Origin of the sequence: Afifella marina DSM 2698, from assembly GCF_900102695.1 — a bacterium.
Classification (GTDB): domain Bacteria; phylum Pseudomonadota; class Alphaproteobacteria; order Rhizobiales; family Afifellaceae; genus Afifella; species Afifella marina.
Map to the genome: position 1 here is coordinate 37,410 of NZ_FMVW01000005.1, position 18,109 is coordinate 55,518.

Below are 18,109 nucleotides of genomic sequence, written 5' to 3' on the forward strand. Positions count from 1 at the left end.
TTTCAACCGGGGAGCCTTAAATGGCCGAACCATTTCTATTCGATCTCGTCACGCCTTCTGCCCTCCTCATTTCGGAGGAGGTGCAGCAGGTCGTGGTGCCGGGGCAGGAGGGCTTCTTCACGATGCTGCGGCAGCACGCGCCGTTGATGACGACGCTGAAGCCCGGCTTCCTGGAAGTCTTGAAAACCAGTGGTGAGACACAGCGCATCTATGTGCGCGGCGGCTTCGCTGATGCGACGCCCGACAGCCTCACCATCCTCGCCGATTTTGCAGTGCCGGAGACGGAGCTCAACGCCGATATCATCGACGAGCATATCCGTGAGGCCGAGGCGGAACTGGAAGCTGCGGCCGGCGATATGAGCAAGTATCCGGTGGCGCATAAACGCGTCTCCGATCTGCATGATGTGCGTCGCTGGATCATCCCGGCCTAGACGCGTGATCGCGGCGATGCTGCGCCGCCAGAAGCAACAAGATTGACACGCTCGGGGGAGGCGCGTAACGCTCCGCGTGACCGCCTCTGCCGACGCTTGTATGCATCCGGGCCATTGAGCCCATTCAACTGGACCTTTCTTAGCGATGGCATTGAAGATATCCGGCAAAAACGTCGATATCGGCGAGGCTCTGCGATCTCGGATCGAAGAGACCGTCGAGGCAGCGGTGAAGAAGTATTTCGACGGAGGCTATGCTGGCCACGTCGTGGTGGCCAAGAACGGCCGCAACTTCCACACCGATTGTTCCCTGCATCTCGATTCCGGGGCCGTCTTTGAGGCGAGCAGCACCAGCGCTGACGCCAATGACGGTTTCGATGCGGCGGCGGAGAGGCTCGAAAAGCGCCTCCGGCGATACAAGCGGCGCATCAAGGATCATAAGGGCAAGCCGAGCCACAAGCTTGCCGGGGCGGCGGCGAACGCCTTCATCATCGAACCCCCGGATGAAGAGGAAGAGATCGGCGAAGAATACGCGCCGGCGATCGTTGCTGAGACCACAACGGAGATCCGCCGCATGACGGTCAGCTCCGCGGTGTTGCAGCTCGATATGACAGACGCTCCGGTCGTCGTCTTCCGCAACCATTCCCACGGCGGTCTCAACGTCGTTTATCGTCGGCCCGATGGGCATTTCGGCTGGATCGATCCCGTGTTGAACGAGCCTTCCGAGCCGAACAGCGACGGAAGCTGATCAGGGCGTGGTGCACCCCGGCGATCAATCTTGGTGAATCCTCATGGATCTTAGCGACCTCCTGAAGCCTGAAGCAGTGGTGCCGAACCTCAAGGCCGTCAGCAAGAAGCAGGTCATTCAGGATCTCTGCGCCAAGGCCGCGCGCCTGACGGGTCTGTCGGAACGAGAATTGTTCGACACCATCCTGCAGCGTGAGCGGCTCGGTTCGACGGGGGTCGGGCAGGGCGTCGCCATTCCGCATGGCAAGCCCCGGCAGATCGACAAGATCACGGGCGTCTTCGCCCGGCTCTCGAAGCCGGTCGACTTCGAATCGCTCGATGATCAGCCTGTCGATCTCGTATTTCTGCTTTTGGCCCCGGAAGGGGCCGGGGCCGACCATCTGAAGGCGTTGGCCCGTATTGCCCGCGTGCTGCGGGACGGTCAGGTGGCCGCGAAACTCCGCGCCACCACCGATCCAGACGCGATCTATTCGCTTCTGGTCGATCGCAGCACGTCGTCCCAAAGCGCCGCCTGAGAGCGGCGTTTCTAGGCGTCTAGCTTCGAGAGCTCACCGCGACGCGTCAGTGAACGCTGAGCGGTTCCAGGTCGTTGCTGCGGGCATTGGCAAGGGCTGCGGCACGCGAATCCGTCAACAGGATCGGCGTCCCGTCGGCCGTCAAGAGAGCCCAAAGCTCCAGCCCCGGGGCAAGTTCGGGGGCGGAGGGGAAGAGGCTCGCCACATCGTCCGACTTCACGGGCCGGACATAGGCGATTTCGCCGCCTCCGAACTGAGCGAATGCGGCAGTGTCTGCCTTATGCTGTTCGCAATCCGTCATCTCGTACTCCTTTACGGCCGCCTGCGCGGCCGTGTCCTTCTTTGAAGCGACCTAAGCGGCCGGACCCGAAACGGCGTGCCGGACGCGATCAAGATATGGGAACGCGGCCGGCCTCCCACAAGAAGCACGCCGGCATGGGGTGAGGCTGGTGTCGGCACAATCCGCGGTCGCCGCTCTCCTTGGCGATTGTGAGAAAGTTAATCATCTTGTTGATCTATAAGGACGGTTTGCACCCGGAGGGGGGTGCGGCGAATGGGTCACACTTCTTGAAAGCCTTCCGAGGATAGCTGTCGCCATCTTTCTGGATCGTCTAGTTTTCTTCGGCGTGGCGGGCGCGTGTGAGTTCGGGGTCGAGCGCAAAGTGCATGTCGGGAATACATATTTGAGGTGGCGCCCGCGGATGGGCCTTCCTTCCCGCTTCTGTCTGAAGCAAGCAGCGCGTGTCGGCCTCATGGCTGGATGCGCGTTTCTTGTTTTTCAGGCGCCCGCAGCGCAGGCTTTCGAGCTGTTCGGTCTCCATCTCTGGGGTGAAAAAGAGCCGGACGAGACGGTTCTCGAACCGCAAAGCTATACACTCACCCTCAACGTCAGCCCGGACGACGATGACATCGCCGAGCGGATCGAGAACGCGTCGCAGCTCTATGGCAAGCGCGAGGAGCCGGCGGCCGGCACAGCAGGTCTCGTGTCGCGCGCCCGCGGCGATTACGCCCGCATCCTGACAGCTCTTTATGCCCGCGGCCGGTACGGCGGCGTCATCACCATCACGATCGGCGGCCGTCCTGTCGATGAGGTCACCCCGGACATGACGCTGCCGGCGGATGTCCCGGTGACAGTGAATGTCGATCCGGGGCCGATCTATCATTTCGCCGCGATCGACATCGTCAATCGCCCAGATTTCAACACGCGCAAGACGCATCGGATCGATACGCCCCAGGAGCTCGGTCTGACCCAGGGCGCGGCGGCGGAATCCGGCGCCATCCTGAAATCGGAAACGAGCCTGACCAGCGCCTGGAAGCAGTTCGGATATCCCAAGGTGAAGGTTGAGCGCGAGATCGTTGCCGATCATGCGACGCGCACCGTCGATGTCCACCTTACCGTCGATACCGGGCCCTATGCGCGTCTCGGCGAGGTGAGCGTCAGCGGCACGGACCGCATGGATCCCGGCTTTGTCGGCTATATGACCGGCATCAAGGGCGGAGAAGAGTATAACCCCGACAGGATCAACCGAGCGCGCGAGCGTCTGCGTCGGCTCGAGGTGTTCCGCTCGATCACCATTCAGGAGGCCGAGGCCGTCGGATCAGACGGTTTCATGCCTCTCTCGGTCCGGGTGGCGGAACGCAAGCGCCGTCTGATCGGCGGCGAAGCGAAATACTCGACCATCGATGGCGCGACGCTCGGCGCGTATTGGGTCCACCGCAATCTCTTCGGTCACGCTGAACGACTTCGTGTCGAAGGCAGCGTCTCGGGAATCGACGGCGCCGATTACGAGAATTTCGATTACATGCTCGCCACGACCTTTACCCGGCCGGGCATCATCACTCCGGATACCGATCTCGTCACCAATGTCACCGCCAAGCGGGAAGACAACGACACCTACGAAGAGCAGAGCATCTCCGGTCAGGTTGGCCTCACGCACCGTTTCACGGAAGATCTCAGCCTCGATACGGCGGTGAAGTTGGAGCGTTCGCGCATCGAGGATGCGCTCGGTATCAATCATTATCTGATCGCCTCGCTGCCGACGAAGCTCGAATACGATAGCCGAGACAACAAACTCGATCCGGCGGAAGGCATTCACGCGACGCTCGCGGGTGAGCCGTTTTACGAATTCTACGAGGAATATCCGGCGCTGCGATCGGAGGCAGAGCTTGCAGCCTATTATAGCTTCGACCGGCGCGGCTATTACGTGCTGGCGGCCCGCGCCAAAGCGGGCAATGTCGTCGGCCCGTCGATCGAGGATCTGCCGGCGAGCCGCCGCTTCCTCGCCGGCGGCGGCGGATCGGTGCGCGGCTACAGCTATGAGACGATCGGCGTCGACCTCCCGAATGGCGAGACCACGGGTGGCAAGTCGCTCCTGGAAGGCTCGCTCGAATTTCGCGCTCGCGTCACGGACTCGATCGGCATCGTGCCTTTCGTCGACATCGGAACCGTCAGTGAGGACGCCATTCCGGACTTTTCCGAAGATCTGAAAATCGGCGTCGGCCTCGGCTTGCGCTATTACACCGGTCTCGGGCCGATCCGGGTCGATGTGGCGATGCCGCTCGATCCCGGCAAGGACGATTCCGATTACGCCATCTATGTCGGCATCGGGCAGGCCTTCTGATGAAGAAACGGACCACCCTTCTTGCTTCTCTGGCACTGGCAGGCACGATCGGCGCCGTGAGTCTCGGCGTGCCGTTCGCACTGGCGCAAGAGAACGACAAATCCTGGCTGCAGAATTTCCTAGAGAGCAAGCTCTCCGCCCCAGGCCGGCAGATCTCCATCGGCGCCATTAGCGGCACCCTTTCCTCAAGCCCGTCGATCGCCTCTCTCACCGTCTCCGACGATGCCGGTCCCTGGCTGACGCTGCAGGATGTCTCCGTCACGTGGAACAGGGGCGCGCTGTTGCGCGGTCGCCTCGACATCGACAGCCTCAACGCCGCCTCCCTCAATATCGCCCGTAAGCCCAATCCAGGGCCAGAAGCGGCGCCTTCCTCCGATTCTGGCGGTGACGGCTTTTCTCTGCCGATCGATGTCAAAATCGATGAGATCGCTATTCCGCAAATCCATCTCGGGGCGCCCGTCATTGGGCAAGCGGCCGACCTCAGCCTGAAGGGCGCTGCGGCCGTTACCTCAGACGAAACCTCGGCCTCGCTTCAGCTCGAACGGCAAGACAATCCGGGCGGCAGCTTCAACGCCCAGTTCAGCCTTGTGCCCGGTCAGAATGTTCTCGACATCGAGGCAAGCTTCGACGAGCCGGCCGGCGGCCTCGTCAGCACGGCAGCCGGTATCCCCGGCGCACCGCCGCTTGCCTTCGCGATCGATGGCGAAGGCCCTCTCAACGATTTCACCGCCCAGATCGCCCTGAGCGCCAAGGGCGAGGAGAAGATCAAAGGTCAGGCTGCCGTCAAACGCCAGGACGCGGCCTACCACATCACGGCCAACCTCTCCGGCTCGCTTTCCGGGCTTGCCACCGGCGACAGCGCGCAGCTCCTTTCGGGGGAGAGCCAGCTTGCTGTCGACGTTTTGCGCAGCGACGATGGTCGGATCAGCATCCGTCGTGCCGATCTTCAAAGCCAAAAGGTCAATCTTTCCGCCACCGCAGAACTCGCCGCCGACGGCTTTCCGAGCCAGGGCGACGTCAATCTCCGCATCAATGAGGGACAGTCGGGGCCGCTCGCTCTGCCCGGTTACAATGGCGCGGCGTCGATCGGTGGGCTCACTCTCACGGCTTCCTTGAGCGGGGATGCGCAGAAGAGCTGGCAGGCCGAGCTCGCGGCCCAGAACGTGACGCATCCGCAAGGCAATCTCGCGAACCTCAACGTTCGCGGTTCCGGCCAGGCGCAGTCGCTCGGCGATCCGCAGGGGCGCCAGGCAACCTTTGCTGTCGACGGGCAGGCGGAGGGAATGGAGCCCCGGGATGTGGCTCTGGCACAAGCCCTTGGGCAGGCGCTTAGCCTGAACGCCAAAGGCAGTTGGCAGGCGGGCTCGCCGGTGCGGGTGGAAGAAAGCCGCGTCGTTGCGGGAAACACCGAAGCGAGGTTTACCGGCGCGGCGTCACTGCGCTCGATCCTCGGTCGCGCCGCTTTATCGACCGCAGATATCTCCCGCTTTTCCGGTCTCGCCGGGCAGGATCTTGCCGGCGCCGTCGATGTCGACGCCAATGGCAGCGTCGACCTCAAATCGATGGGCTTTGATCTTACCGTCGGCGCAAACGGCCGAGGTCTCGGGGTGGGTATCGCGGCTCTCGATGCGCTTCTCACCGGTCCCGTGCGCCTTGAAGGCGGTGTGGCGCGCAACGAGACCGGCGGCTTCACCTTCCGCGATCTTCACCTGAATTCAGACGCTCTCGCCCTGACGGCGGACGGCAGCTACGCCGCGGACGCCGTCGATCTCGCCCTGCGGGCCGAGATCGACGATCTCGCCCGAGCCACAGATCGCGCCAAAGGGGCGGCACGCCTCGTCGTCGATATGTCCGGCACGCAGGCGGCGCCACACATTTCAGCGACGGCGACGGGCGACGACCTTGTCATGATGGACAAGCGGCTCACCGGCGCCAAGGCGAGCTTCAACGGGACGGTTGCAGGCAGCAAGGTCGACGGCGAGTTCTCGCTTGCCGGCAATCTCGGCGGCGTGCCGATCGACGGGTCTGGGCGCATTGCCTCGCTTGAGGGCGGGGTCCGTCAGCTGCAGGATCTTCTGGTCACTGCGGGGGCGGCGAAGCTCGCTGGCGATGCCGTGATGCGTGCCGACGGGCTTGTCTCCGGTGATCTCAGCCTCGATGCGCCCAACGTCGCTGCGATCGCGCCGCTTTTCCTTATGGAGGCGGAAGGCGCCGTCGATCTCGACATTGCGCTCTCCTCCGACGAGGGGCAGCAGGATGCGCGGGTTTCCGGCACGATCGACAAGCTGAAACTCGAGCAGGCCTCGGTCACTTCGGGACGCATCGACCTGTCGGGCCAGAACCTGCTTCAGGCGCCTGCCCTTCAAGGCATGTTCGATTTTCGCGGCATCCGGGCGGGCGGTTTCGACGTGCGCAGCCTTGAAGGAACGGCCGAGCAGACGGACGGAAACACGGATTTCCGCGTGACCGCCGACACGGCCGATGGCGGTGGACGGCTTGCGGGCCAACTTCAGCCGATTGAGAAGGGGTTCGCCGTCAATCTCGAAACTCTCTCCTTTTCACATCAAGGCGTGGCAGCCGAGCTGCAACGTCCCTCGCGCATCGTGCTCGAAAACGGCACGGTCGGCATCGACGATCTGGCGCTTTCCGCAGGTGGCGGCGAATTGACCGTCAATGGCTCGGCCGGAAACGAGCTCGATCTCCAGGTCGTGCTCGACGCCGTCAATGCGGCGGTCGTGAATGCTTTTGCACCTTCTCTCGATCTCGCCGGCACGATCTCCGGTAAGGCGAACGTCAAGGGAACTTCGGCGCGACCGGAACCCGCTTTTGACGTCACCTGGCGCGGTGCGACCGCCGCCCCGGTTCGGCAGGCCAATGCCGGTCCGTTCGATATTTCGGCCAAAGGCAACTATGTCGACGGCTCCGTCGATATCGATGCTGCGATCAATGGCCGGCGCGGCGAGCGCCTGGAGGTCAACGGCACGGTGCCCGTCTCCGGCGCGGGCCGTATGGACGTGAACGCCCGTATCGTCAGTCTGCCGGCTGCGGCGATCAATGCCATCCGCCCCGATCTCGGTGCAGAGGGCAATATCACCGGTACGGCCAGCGCCAAAGGCACGCTCGCGGCACCGGCAGCCCGCTTCGATCTCACCTGGCAGAACGCTTCTCTGCAGCAGACGCGCTCCATCGGTCTTGGTGCTTTGACGCTTTCCGCCACCGGCGCCTACGACAACGGCACTGTCCGCTTGCAGAACAGCCGCATCACGGGCAGCGGCGTCGAACTCGTGATCAACGGCAGCGTCGCGGTGACGGGCGGGCAGAGCCTCGATCTGCGGGTCACCGGGACCGCGCCGCTCGAACTTGCCAATACGTTTCTCGCAAGCCGCGATGCGGCCCTCAGCGGACGCGCGCAGGTCGATGTCGGCATACGCGGCGCGCTGACCGCCCCACAGATCTCTGGCAGTGCGACGACAAGCGGAGCCACCTTTGCCGATCCAGAAACCGGGACCGTGCTGCGCAACATCCAATTGCGGGCGAATTTCACCGGCGACCGCGTCGTCGTCGAAAGCCTCAACGCCCAGTACGCACCCTCCGGCACGCTCACCGGCTCAGGCTCGGTTGGGTTGTCGGGCGGCTATCCGCTCAATCTTACGCTCGCCGCGCGCAACGGGCGCTATTCCGACGGGGACCTCGCCACGGCCCGCTTCGATGCGGATCTTCAGATCACTGGCCCCGCCCTTGCCGGCCCCACGGTCTCCGGCGAAGTGCGGCTTCAGCGTGTCGACATCACCGTGCCGGAAAGCCTTCCGGGTGGCGCGCTGGCACTCGACGTGGACCATATCAACGCCACGTCGGCGATCCTGCGGACGGTGCATCAGGCGCGGCCACGATCGCGACCGGCGAATGGCGCCGATAGCGGCGGCGGCGCCAATCTCGATCTCGTCGTCAACGCACCCAACCGGATCTTCGTGCGTGGCCGCGGCCTCGACGCCGAGCTTGGCGGTCGTGTGACGTTGCGCGGCTCGACGTCCAACATCGTCGCCACCGGCGGTTTTGAGCTCATTCGCGGGCGCCTGGATATCCTGACGAAGCGCATCACGATCGACAGCGGCGAGGTCAATTTCATCGGCGATCTCGATCCCTATCTCGATTTCTCCGCCACCACCGACAGCGGCGATATCACCGTGACGATCTCGATTACCGGGCGCGCCTCCGATCCGGCGGTGACGTTCTCGTCCGTGCCGCAGCTGCCCCAGGATGAAGTCCTGGCTCAGCTTCTCTTCGGCCATTCTCTCGCCGATCTGTCGCCCTTCCAGATTGCCCGCCTGGCTGCCGCCGCGGCTGAGCTCGGGGGCCTCACCGAAGGTCCGGGCCTGTTCGGCCGGCTCCGCGAAGCGACCGGGCTCGACGATCTCGATATCGTCACCGACAGCGAGGGCAATACCGCCGTGCAGGCCGGGCGCTACATCAGCGACAACATCTATCTCGGCGTGCAGAGCGGCGCGGGCGCCGATTCAACCAAGGTGACGATCAATCTCGATGTGACCAAGGGCGTGAAGGTGCGCGGCGAGCTCGGTGCGGAGGGTGACTCAGCCCTCGGCATTGCGGTTGAACACGAATATTGAGGAAGCCCGCACAGGGCTTCCCCTGTGCTGCCTGCTGTTAGAACCAGTTTCTTTCTTTCTCTCTCTTATCGCTCATACGTTGCTTTGAGAGACGGGAAACCCGTGGTCCTATAGAACAACGTTTCGTTCTAAGGGGCATCCCATGGTCGTCTCCCAGTCCGACAAGCTTCATGTCTTCCCGGCCTTCCACAAGGTGGCGGGCAGATGTGTCCTGGTCGTTGGGGGCGGCGATGAGGCGGCTGCCAAGGTCCGGCTTCTCGGGGAGAGCCTCGCAGAGATTTCCGTCGTCGCGGCTGAGGTCTCGCCGGCACTGCGGGAAGCGATCGTCTCGACGGGTGCCCGTCATTTCGCGCGCGACTTCGAGGCATCCGATGTCGAGGGCGCCGTTCTCGTCTTCGCCGCTTCGGGCGAAGAGGCTGAGGATCGTCGCGTCGTCTCAGCAGCTCGGGCGCGCGGCATTCCCGCCAACGCTGTCGATCGGCCCGAGCTCTGCGACTTCTATACGCCCGCTCTCGTCAATCGGGCGCCTCTTGCCGTTGCCATCACCACGACGGGTGCAGCGCCGGTGGCTGCGCGACGGCTGCGGGCGCGGCTCGAGGCGATGCTGCCGCGCGATTACGGTCGTTTCATCGCCTTTGCCGATTCCCTGCGCGGACGGGTGCGTTCGCGGCTATCCGGCGGCGTGGCACGCCGCCGTTTCTGGGCCGGCTTCTTCGACAGTGCGGCGCTTTCCATGTTTTCGGCGGGCGATCGGGATGGCGCGGTCCGCGAAGCCGAACGTTTGATCGATCGGGCAGCTGCGCCTGCCCGCGGCTTCGTCTCGCTCGTCGGCGCCGGGCCAGGCGCGGAAGACCTTCTCACGCTGCGGGCGCAACGTGTGCTGCAGGAAGCGGACATTATCTTTCACGACGCGCTGGTGCCGGAGGCCGTGATCGCTCAGGGCCGCCGCGATGCAGAGCGGGTGAATGTCGGCAAGCGCAAAGGCTGCCACGCGAAATCCCAGGACGAGATCAATCGCCTCCTGATCGCCGCCGCGCGCGAGGGGCGCCGGATTGTGCGGCTCAAGGCTGGCGATCCGATGGTCTTCGGTCGTGCGGGCGAAGAGCTCGCGGCGCTGCGCGCTGCGGGTATCGCTCACGACGTGGTCCCCGGGGTGACGGCGGGGCTTGCGGCAGCGGCGGATCTCGAGCTGCCGCTGACGCTCCGGGGCACCGCGTCGTCTCTCGTCTTCACCACCGGTCACGACATGTATGGCGAGGCATTGCCGGATTGGGCGCGGCTTGCGGCCGGCGGGATGACGCTCGCGATCTATATGGGCAGAAGCGTCGCCGCCGATATCGCAGCGCGGCTCGCCGATGCCGGCCTCAGCGAGGATACGCCCGTTGCGGTCGTTGAGAATGCGAGCCGGCCAGACAAGCGCATGCTGGTCGGCACGCTCAATGATCTGCCGGCCCTTGCCGACCGTGATGATCTCTCTGGCCCAGGTCTCGTCATCGTCGGCGAGGCGGTCGCGGCCGCCCGGCTCGATCGGGCCGAACCCCTCCATGTTTCAGAAAGGCTCGCAGCATGAGCGGCAAGCGTCAGGACCTTCAGGTCGTCACCGCCAACCGGCTCAAAGACGGGGCTGTCGTCTGGCTCGGTGCCGGGGGGCAGTGGTTCGACAACATCAACGCGGCCAAAGTCTTTGCGCCGGAGAAGGTTGCGGAAGGCCTTGCGGACGCGGCTGATGCCGTTTCACGCCAGGAAATCGTCGGCCCGGACGCCATCGCCGTCACGCAGGCGGGCGGCGAGATCGTGCCGGTGAGGTTGCGCGAACGCATCCGGGCGCAGGGCCCGAGCATCCGGCCCAAGGTCGGCCGCCCGATCACGCTTTTCGAAGACGCGGCTTAAGCCGCTCTCCTCTTTCTCAGCGAACGGAACTCTCATGTATCGCTACGATGAATTCGATCACCGCTTCGTGCAGGAGCGGCTCCGGCAGTTCCGCGGGCAGGTGGAGCGGCGGCTTTCCGGCGAGCTTTCGGAAGACGAGTTCAAGCCACTCAGGCTGATGAACGGCGTCTATCTGCAGCTCCACGCCTATATGCTGCGCATCTCCATTCCCTACGGCACCCTTTCGGCGCGGCAGATGCACATGCTGGCCCATATCGCGCGCACGTATGATCGCGGTTACGGGCATTTCACCACGCGCCAGAACCTCCAGTTCAACTGGCCGCGGCTCGTCGATATCCCTGCGATCCTCGATGATCTCGCGAGCGTGGAAATGCACGCCATCCAAAGCTCGGGCAATTGCATCCGCAACGTGACGGCCGATCATTTCGCCGGTGCCGCCGGCGACGAGGTCGCCGATCCCAGGCCCTATGCCGAAATCCTCCGGCAATGGTCGTCGATCCACCCGGAGTTTTCCTTCCTGCCGCGGAAGTTCAAGATCGCCCTCATCGGGTCGGAGCGCGACCGCGCCGCCATCCAAACGCACGATATCGGCCTGCAGCTGAAGCGGGACAATTCGGGCGCCCTCGGCTTCGCCGTCTATATCGGCGGCGGCCAGGGGCGCACGCCGATGATCGCCAAGAAGGTCCGCGAGTTCCTGCCCGAGGCCGACCTTCTCGCCTATGTGACGGCGATCCTGCGCGTCTACAATCTGCACGGGCGGCGCGACAACAAATACAAGGCACGCATCAAGATCCTTGTCCACGAGACGGGGATCGAGGAATTGAAAGCCGAGATCGAGCGGGAATTTGCCGAGCTTCACGGCAGCGATCTGACGCTTCCCGCCGAGGATATCCGCAAGATCGAGGCGTATTTCGCGCTTCCCGCCCTCACCGATCGCCCGGCACGTTCGGAGGAATTCGAGCGGGCGCGCGCCGGGGATCCCGTTTTCGGAGCCTGGGTCGACCGCAATGTCGAAGCCCACAAGCTGCCGGGCCATGCCATCGTGACGATTTCGCTGAAATCGATCGGCGAGGTGCCGGGCGATGCCTCCGCCGACCAGATGGATGCGATCGCCGATCTTGCCGAGCACTATGGTCACGGCGAAATTCGCGTCAGCCATGAGCAGAATCTCGTCCTGCCGCATGTGGCGCTTGACGATCTCAAAGCGGTCTACGATCAACTTGTCGCGATCGGGCTCGCGGAAGGCAATGCCGGGCTGATCACCGACATCATCGCCTGCCCGGGGCTCGATTACTGCGCGCTCGCCAATGCTCGTTCCATTCCGGTCGCGCAGAACCTCTCCAAACGTTTCGGAGATCCAAAGAGACAGCGGCAAATCGGGGAATTGAAGATCAAGATTTCGGGCTGCATCAACGCCTGCGGCCACCACCATGTCGGTCATATCGGCATTTTGGGGGTGGAGAAGAAGGGCCAGGAATTCTACCAGATCACGCTCGGTGGGTCGGGCGATGAAACCACCACCATCGGCGAGATCGTGGGCCGGGGCTTCTCGTCCGAGGAGGTAGTTGATGCAGTTGAAACCCTGGTCGATCGGTATCTCGATCTTCGGCTGGATGAGAGCGAGAGTTTTCTCTCCGCTTACCGGCGGCTGGGGCAGGAACCTTTCAAGGAGGCGCTCTATGCGACCGTTTGAGCCTGGAACAGGATCAGCGGGGCCGCGCCGTACGTCGGATGGCGATATCGCCTCGCGCGCTGCCGACCTTGAGGCACGGTATGGCGATGCGACACCGCAGGAGATCCTGCGCATCGCACTCGACGAATTCGACGCCGACGATATCGCGGCGGTGACGAGCTTCGGCGCCGAATCGACCGTGTGGCTGCATATGCTGTCGGAGATCGAGCCGTCGACGCCGGTGCTCTTCATCGACACCGGCAAGCATTTCCCGGCCACGCACCGCTACCGCGAGACGCTGACGCAGATGCTCGGTCTCAAGGATGTGCGGCTGATCAAGCCGGACCCGGAAGATCTCAAACGCGAAGATCCGGTGGGTATGTTGTTTTCGCAGGATGCCGATCGCTGCTGCCATCTGCGCAAGACCTTGCCGCTCGCCGGCGCGCTTCAGCCCTTCTCGGCCTGGATGAACGGCCGCAAGCGCCATCAGAGTGCCACCCGGGCGCGTATGCCCGCCTTCGAGGTCGACGGACCCAGGCTCAAGGTCAATCCGCTCGCCAGCTGGGGGCCTCAGGATATCCGCGCCTATTTCGAGCGTTTCGACCTGCCGCGCCATCCGCTGGTAGCGGAAGGCTATCCCTCGATCGGCTGCATGCCGTGCACGTCGCGCATCAAGCCCGGTGAGGATGAGCGGGCAGGGCGCTGGCGTGGGCGCGACAAGACCGAATGCGGCATCCACCTGGCTCCGTAAGACTGGCCGGTGGTTGACCGGACGATCTCAAGAATTGGCTCTCAGGGAATGAACCATGAGTGATGAGACGCGCCTCTGGCGCAAGGGCGGTTTTGTCGTCGATGAATGGCGCCTCCTCCAGACCGACGAGGCTATCGCGGCAGACGACAAAGTCATTCTGCCGGCCGCCCGGCTGGACGAACAGGTGGCGGAAGCGCGCCTCACCCCGATGGGCGCGCTTCTGAACGCGGGTGAACCGGTCGATCTCCTCGTCCCGCATCTGGCGGGCCTCGAACTGGTGGCGCTCGATTTTCCAGCCTTCACGGATGGGCGCTCCTTTTCCAAGGCTGAGATCTTGCGCTCCCGGCACGGTTTTTCCGGGGAGATTCGTGCCGTCGGCGACGTGCTCATCGACCAGATCCCTTTGATGCTGCGGTGTGGCTTCGACAGCTTTCTGGTGCGCAACCGGCCGACGATTGCCGCACTCGAGCGCGGTGCGCTACCGGGCGTCGATCTCTTCTACCAGCCCGGTCAGGGTGCGGAGACGGCTGTGGCTGGGCGTTCCTGGGCGCGCCGCCCGGCGATCCGCGAGGCGTCTTCGCTCTGATCCAACGCTCAGGTCTTGGGCTTGCGGAGCCGCGAGACGAGCCCGAAAGCGGCGTTTGAGGTGATGAGAACGATCAGGATCCGTGCGATGTGATGCGTTGCCACGAAGGCGACCTCCACCTGCAGCGACAGGGCGACGAGGCTCATCTCCGTCAAGCCACCCGGCGAATAAGCGAGCATCAAGGCGAGCGCGTTGAAGCGCGTGAAATGCCCGATCGTATAGGCAAAGCCGTAGGTGACGGTGAGCAGGATCACGGTCGAGCCGAGCGACAGAAGCATCACCTTGAGGACGGTCGCCGGCGGGGTTGAGCGGAAACGGCAGCCGATGACCGTGCCCAGAACGAGCTGCGCGGCGATGACGAGCCCATAGGGCGGCACGAAATGCGTAACGCCGGAGAGATGAATGGCGGCGCTCACCGTCATCGGTCCGATCATCTCCGGCGAAGGGAAACGCAAGAGGCGCCCGATGATGACGCCCAAGACGGCCGAGACCAGGAACCAGAAGGCTCCCTCGATGAAGGGTGTCCCGGCTCCGGCGCTGCCGGTCCCGCTCGTGATCGTCTCGCCGGAAAGCCATTCGACCAGAAACGGCAGCGTCATGACGACGAGAAGGATGCGCGCGGCATGTACGAGCGCGATCATGCCGCCGTCACCGCCGCGTTCTTCTCCGAGCACCGTCATGACGACGAGACCTCCCGGCATGCCGGAGAAATAGGCCGTCACCCAGTCGAACCCTGCCACGACGCGAAAATAGGTGATGCACAAGACCGCGGAGACGGCGACGAACAGGACAAGTCCGAGGAGCGTGGGGACCCAGTCCGCCAAGTGCCCGATCAAATCCGGCCGGAACCCCGATCCCAAAAGAACACCGATGATGATGATCATCGGCGGGCGCACGATGGATGGTGCTGCGATCGGCGCCTTCAAAAGGGCGCCGACGGTGCAGAAGGTCATCGGGCCGAGCATCCAGGCGAGCGGCAGGCCGAAATAGTAAAAGAGCGAACCCCCCGCGCCACCGAGAACGAGGGCGGTGATGAATTTGCGATAGGGAAAGCGCTCGCGCTTGAACGGCCCAAGGCTGGAGGCGAGAGCGCGGCGATATCGGAGAGACGCTGGCTGCGCCGGGGAGGCGCTGAGGGGGTCAGGGGCGGGCTTGTCAGACAATCCTTTGGTATTCCACAACGATTTCAGGAAGCTCTGGGGACGGCGCCAAACGAGGTGTCGGAGGGGAGGAGAGGATCGAAATGGGTGTGCGGGTGCTGTCGATCGGCGAGTGCATGATCGAGCTATTCAAAACTAGCTTGGGTTCCTACGCCATCCAATATGGCGGCGATACCTTCAATACGGCCGTTTATCTCGCCCGAGAGGGGGTCAAAACGGGCTATGCTACGGCCCTTGGCGGGGATGACCCGTTCAGTGGGGCGATCGTCTCGCTCGCTCAGGTGGAAGGTCTTTCCACCGATGCCGTCCTGCGTGTGCCAGACCGGCTCCCGGGCCTTTACGCGATCGAAACTGATTCGGCCGGCGAACGGCGGTTCTTCTACTGGCGGCAGAACGCACCCGCTCGCGAGCTCTTCGAGCTTGAGGACAGCTCGCGCATCAAGGGCGCGATGGCGGAGGCGGAGTGGATCTATTTCTCCGGAATTACGCTCGGCATTTATTCCGATGCGGGGCTTGAACGTTTTGAGGCCGCGCTGAAACGCGCGCGGCAGGCGGGGACGAAAATCGCCTTTGACAGCAATTATCGCCCGACCTTGTGGGCAGGCGATATTGAGCGGGCTCGCTCGGTTTTTCGCCGCTTTCTGCCTCTTGCCTCGCTGCTTCTGCCGTCGTGCGACGATGAAAGGCTGTTGTGGGGGCTCGATACCGATGATGATGTCATGGCCGCCCTGCAGGATTTCGGGGCAGAAGAAATCGTCCTGAAGCGCGGTGATGCAGGCGTCCTCGTGCGCCATGGCGGTGGCGAGACCGAGGTTCCAATCGGTGAAAAGGTTGTGCCCGTCGATACGACGGCAGCAGGCGACAGCTTCAATGCGGCCTATCTCGCCGCCCGCCTGCAAGGCGCTGAGCCCGAAGCGGCCGTGGCGCGGGGACAGGCGCTGGCGCGCCGTGTGATCATGGTGCGCGGCGCGCTCATTCCGCGAGAGGAGCCCTGACGGCTGAAGCCGTCAGGGGCCGGGTCGGCTTCAGCCGATCGTCTGCAAAGAGGGGAAGGTTTCCAGGAGCCAATAGGACAGGCTCGCCATGTCGCCGGTCAGGAAGAGAATGCCGGTCAGGACGAGGAGGCCGCCCATCGCCTTCTCCACCGTCGCCATGTGGCGGCGGAAGCCGGAGGCCCAGCGCAGGAAGGGGCCGGCGAAGAGAGCCGCAATCAGGAACGGCAAGCCCATACCCATGCCGTAGATGAAGAGAAGGAGCGCGCCCTCGGGGGCGGAGCCCTCGCGTCCGGCAAGGGCGAGGATGGTGCCAAGAGCCGGACCGACGCAGGGCGTCCAGCCAAAGGCGAAGGCAAGGCCGATCAGATAGGCCCCGAAGAGCCCCGGCGGCTTCTCCCGGACCTGAAAACGCGCCTCGCGGTAGAGGAACCCGAAGCGGAGAAGCCCCAGAAAATGCAGGCCGAAGCCGATGATGACGACGCCCGCCACGATCGCCAGCCAGTCCTTATATTCCGCCAGGAGCCGGCCGATGCCGGAGGCCGTCATGCCCAGCAGGACGAAGACCGTGGTGAAGCCCAGCACGAAGGCGAGGGCGGCGGTGAAGACTTTGCGTGTCAGGCCGGAAGGAACGTCCCCCTGACCTGAAAGCTCATCAAGAGACACACCGGCGATAAAGCACAGCGAAGCCGGGACGATCGGAAGAACGCAAGGCGAGACGAAAGATAAGAGGCCGCCGATAAAGGCGCCGACCCAGGTGATGTCGAGCACGGTCTGTCCTCTGGAATATGAAGGTTGAGGCCCGCGCATTCAGCGCTTGGGCAAAGTTTGAAGTTCCTCTACATATGGCTCGGATGGCGATAAAAAGAGATTCAAGAGAACGTTATGGTACCGCGCCGCGATGTCGCGGGCGAAGCGACCATAGCGCGCGACCTCATCGCTGACGAGAGCTGGCTAGGACACCAATGCCTCTTGCAAGACCGCTGACCGAGACCGACGAGCCCGAACTGCCGAGCCTTGCCGAAAAGGCGGCTGCGGCGAGCGCCTTCCTGAAGGCGCTGTCGCATGAGAGCCGACTGATGATCTTGTGTCATCTGGCCGATGGGGAAAAATCGGTCACGGAGTTGGAGACGCTTCTGGCGCTGCGCCAACCGACGGTGTCGCAGCAGCTTGCGCGTCTGCGCCTGGAAGGGCTGGTGGCAACCCGCCGCGAGGGAAAGACGATCTTCTACAGTCTCGCTTCCGGACGGGCCCGGCGGCTCATCGATGTCATCTACGACATGTTTTGCGGCGAAGATGAAGGCTCCGCGTCGCCTGAGAGGAGCCGACGGAGCTCTTCGACCAATTCCTGAAACGGCTGGCTGGTGCGATAGTCCGGCCGGCGTGGGCGCGCTGCGCCGTTCCTCACTTCACCGATGATGCGGCCTGGGCGCGGCGAGAAGACGACGACGCGATCCGCCAGGAAGGCCGCCTCGTACAAGGAATGCGTCACGAAGAGGACGGTGAATTTCTGCTCTTCCTGAAGCGCCATGAGCTCGTCGCCGAGGCGGAAACGCGTCATCTCGTCGAGCGCCGCGAACGGTTCGTCGAGAAGCAGAAGATTCGGCTTCGTCACCAGTGCGCGTGCCAGCGAGGCGCGCATCGCCATGCCGCCGGAGAGCTGACGCGGCAATGCCTCGGCAAAATCGGCGAGACCGACATTCTCCAACGCGGCTTTTGCCTCCGCATCGGCTGATTTTCGCGGCTTCTTGCGCAAAGTGAGCGGCAGGCGGACATTTGCAAGGACGCTCGCCCAGGGCATCAAGGTGGGCGTTTGAAAGACGTAGCCGACCTCGGCAGGCCGATCGGGTGCGGCGCTTTCGACGGTGAGCCTCCCGTCGCTCAACGGCTCCAGGCCTGCCGCTATCCGCAAGAACGTGGTCTTGCCGCAGCCGGATGGGCCGAGAAGCGCGATAAATTCTCCGGGTTCGACCTCGAGAGACACAGTCTCAAGTGTCTGAAGACCGTCGGCGAAGGTCTTGCTCACGCCCGCGGCCGCGATACGTGCTCCAGGAGATCCGGAGTTCGTCCCACTCCTCACGCCCGCACGAGAGGGGCTCCCTTGACCGGGACTGGGGAATGT

Annotated in this window: 16 protein-coding genes; 12 read left to right on the top strand and 4 right to left on the bottom strand. The window is 63.8% G+C overall.

Features of this window, described 5'->3' with window-relative positions:
• Window positions 1–20: 20 nt before the first annotated feature.
• From BLP76_RS11490 to ptsN, 3 genes are all read left to right on the top strand, one after another.
• On the top strand, window positions 21–431 hold the full coding sequence (locus tag BLP76_RS11490) for a F0F1 ATP synthase subunit epsilon (RefSeq protein WP_092812932.1): 411 nt from the start codon (window positions 21–23) through the stop codon (window positions 429–431).
• A 145-nt stretch (window positions 432–576) separates the two neighbouring features.
• Window positions 577–1,176 carry a ribosome hibernation-promoting factor, HPF/YfiA family gene (hpf, locus tag BLP76_RS11495; RefSeq protein ID WP_092812935.1) on the top strand — a complete coding sequence of 200 codons (600 nt, stop codon included), beginning with the start codon at window positions 577–579 and terminating at the stop codon, window positions 1,174–1,176.
• Between the two features lie 43 nt (window positions 1,177–1,219).
• Complete coding sequence (ptsN, locus tag BLP76_RS11500; RefSeq protein WP_092812938.1) at window positions 1,220–1,690, top strand: PTS IIA-like nitrogen regulatory protein PtsN; 471 nt, start codon at window positions 1,220–1,222, stop codon at window positions 1,688–1,690.
• Between the two features lie 46 nt (window positions 1,691–1,736).
• Here ptsN and BLP76_RS11505 read toward each other — a convergent pair whose 3' ends face one another.
• Window positions 1,737–1,991 carry a BQ00720 family protein gene (locus BLP76_RS11505; RefSeq protein WP_092812941.1) on the bottom strand — a complete coding sequence of 85 codons (255 nt, stop codon included), beginning with the start codon at window positions 1,989–1,991 and terminating at the stop codon, window positions 1,737–1,739.
• A gap of 451 nt (window positions 1,992–2,442) precedes the next feature.
• Between BLP76_RS11505 and BLP76_RS11510 the strand changes: the two genes are divergently transcribed.
• From BLP76_RS11510 to BLP76_RS11540, 7 genes are all read left to right on the top strand, one after another.
• Window positions 2,443–4,311, top strand: a complete 1,869-nt coding sequence (locus BLP76_RS11510) for an autotransporter assembly complex protein TamA (RefSeq protein ID WP_170130537.1) — start codon at window positions 2,443–2,445, stop codon at window positions 4,309–4,311.
• Window positions 4,311–8,936, top strand: a complete 4,626-nt coding sequence (locus tag BLP76_RS11515; protein WP_092812947.1) for a translocation/assembly module TamB domain-containing protein — start codon at window positions 4,311–4,313, stop codon at window positions 8,934–8,936. Before BLP76_RS11510 ends, BLP76_RS11515 begins: the two co-directional genes overlap by 1 nt.
• 142 nt (window positions 8,937–9,078) lie before the next feature.
• Window positions 9,079–10,506, top strand: a complete 1,428-nt coding sequence (cysG, locus tag BLP76_RS11520; protein WP_092812950.1) for a siroheme synthase CysG — start codon at window positions 9,079–9,081, stop codon at window positions 10,504–10,506.
• On the top strand, window positions 10,503–10,826 hold the full coding sequence (locus BLP76_RS11525) for a DUF2849 domain-containing protein (protein ID WP_092812953.1): 324 nt from the start codon (window positions 10,503–10,505) through the stop codon (window positions 10,824–10,826). Before cysG ends, BLP76_RS11525 begins: the two co-directional genes overlap by 4 nt.
• 34 nt (window positions 10,827–10,860) lie before the next feature.
• Complete coding sequence (locus BLP76_RS11530) at window positions 10,861–12,519, top strand: nitrite/sulfite reductase (RefSeq protein WP_092812956.1); 1,659 nt, start codon at window positions 10,861–10,863, stop codon at window positions 12,517–12,519.
• Window positions 12,506–13,249 carry a phosphoadenylyl-sulfate reductase gene (locus tag BLP76_RS11535; protein ID WP_092812959.1) on the top strand — a complete coding sequence of 248 codons (744 nt, stop codon included), beginning with the start codon at window positions 12,506–12,508 and terminating at the stop codon, window positions 13,247–13,249. The genes BLP76_RS11530 and BLP76_RS11535 overlap by 14 nt, the downstream gene beginning before the upstream one ends.
• A gap of 55 nt (window positions 13,250–13,304) precedes the next feature.
• The gene (locus BLP76_RS11540) at window positions 13,305–13,835 is read left to right on the top strand and encodes a DUF934 domain-containing protein (RefSeq protein WP_092812962.1); all 531 of its coding nucleotides are present in this window, start codon (window positions 13,305–13,307) and stop codon (window positions 13,833–13,835) included.
• Between the two features lie 8 nt (window positions 13,836–13,843).
• Here BLP76_RS11540 and BLP76_RS11545 read toward each other — a convergent pair whose 3' ends face one another.
• Window positions 13,844–14,998, bottom strand: coding sequence for an AbrB family transcriptional regulator (locus tag BLP76_RS11545; RefSeq protein ID WP_092812964.1), 1,155 nt, complete (start codon window positions 14,996–14,998; stop codon window positions 13,844–13,846).
• Between the two features lie 80 nt (window positions 14,999–15,078).
• Between BLP76_RS11545 and BLP76_RS11550 the strand changes: the two genes are divergently transcribed.
• On the top strand, window positions 15,079–15,990 hold the full coding sequence (locus BLP76_RS11550; RefSeq protein ID WP_092812967.1) for a sugar kinase: 912 nt from the start codon (window positions 15,079–15,081) through the stop codon (window positions 15,988–15,990).
• Window positions 15,991–16,020: 30 nt separating this feature from the next.
• Here the strand turns inward: BLP76_RS11550 and BLP76_RS11555 are convergent, their stop codons facing one another.
• Window positions 16,021–16,758 (bottom strand): cytochrome c biogenesis CcdA family protein, encoded by a 738-nt coding sequence (locus tag BLP76_RS11555; RefSeq protein WP_234630112.1) that lies wholly within the window; start codon window positions 16,756–16,758, stop codon window positions 16,021–16,023.
• Window positions 16,759–16,952: 194 nt separating this feature from the next.
• On the opposite strand from BLP76_RS11555, the gene BLP76_RS11560 reads away from it, so the two are divergent.
• Window positions 16,953–17,339 (top strand): ArsR/SmtB family transcription factor, encoded by a 387-nt coding sequence (locus BLP76_RS11560; protein ID WP_092812973.1) that lies wholly within the window; start codon window positions 16,953–16,955, stop codon window positions 17,337–17,339.
• Here BLP76_RS11560 and BLP76_RS11565 read toward each other — a convergent pair.
• Complete coding sequence (locus BLP76_RS11565; RefSeq protein WP_244514559.1) at window positions 17,261–18,013, bottom strand: ABC transporter ATP-binding protein; 753 nt, start codon at window positions 18,011–18,013, stop codon at window positions 17,261–17,263. The two genes, BLP76_RS11560 and BLP76_RS11565, sit on opposite strands and share 79 nt — an antisense overlap.
• Window positions 18,014–18,109 lie beyond the last annotated feature (96 nt).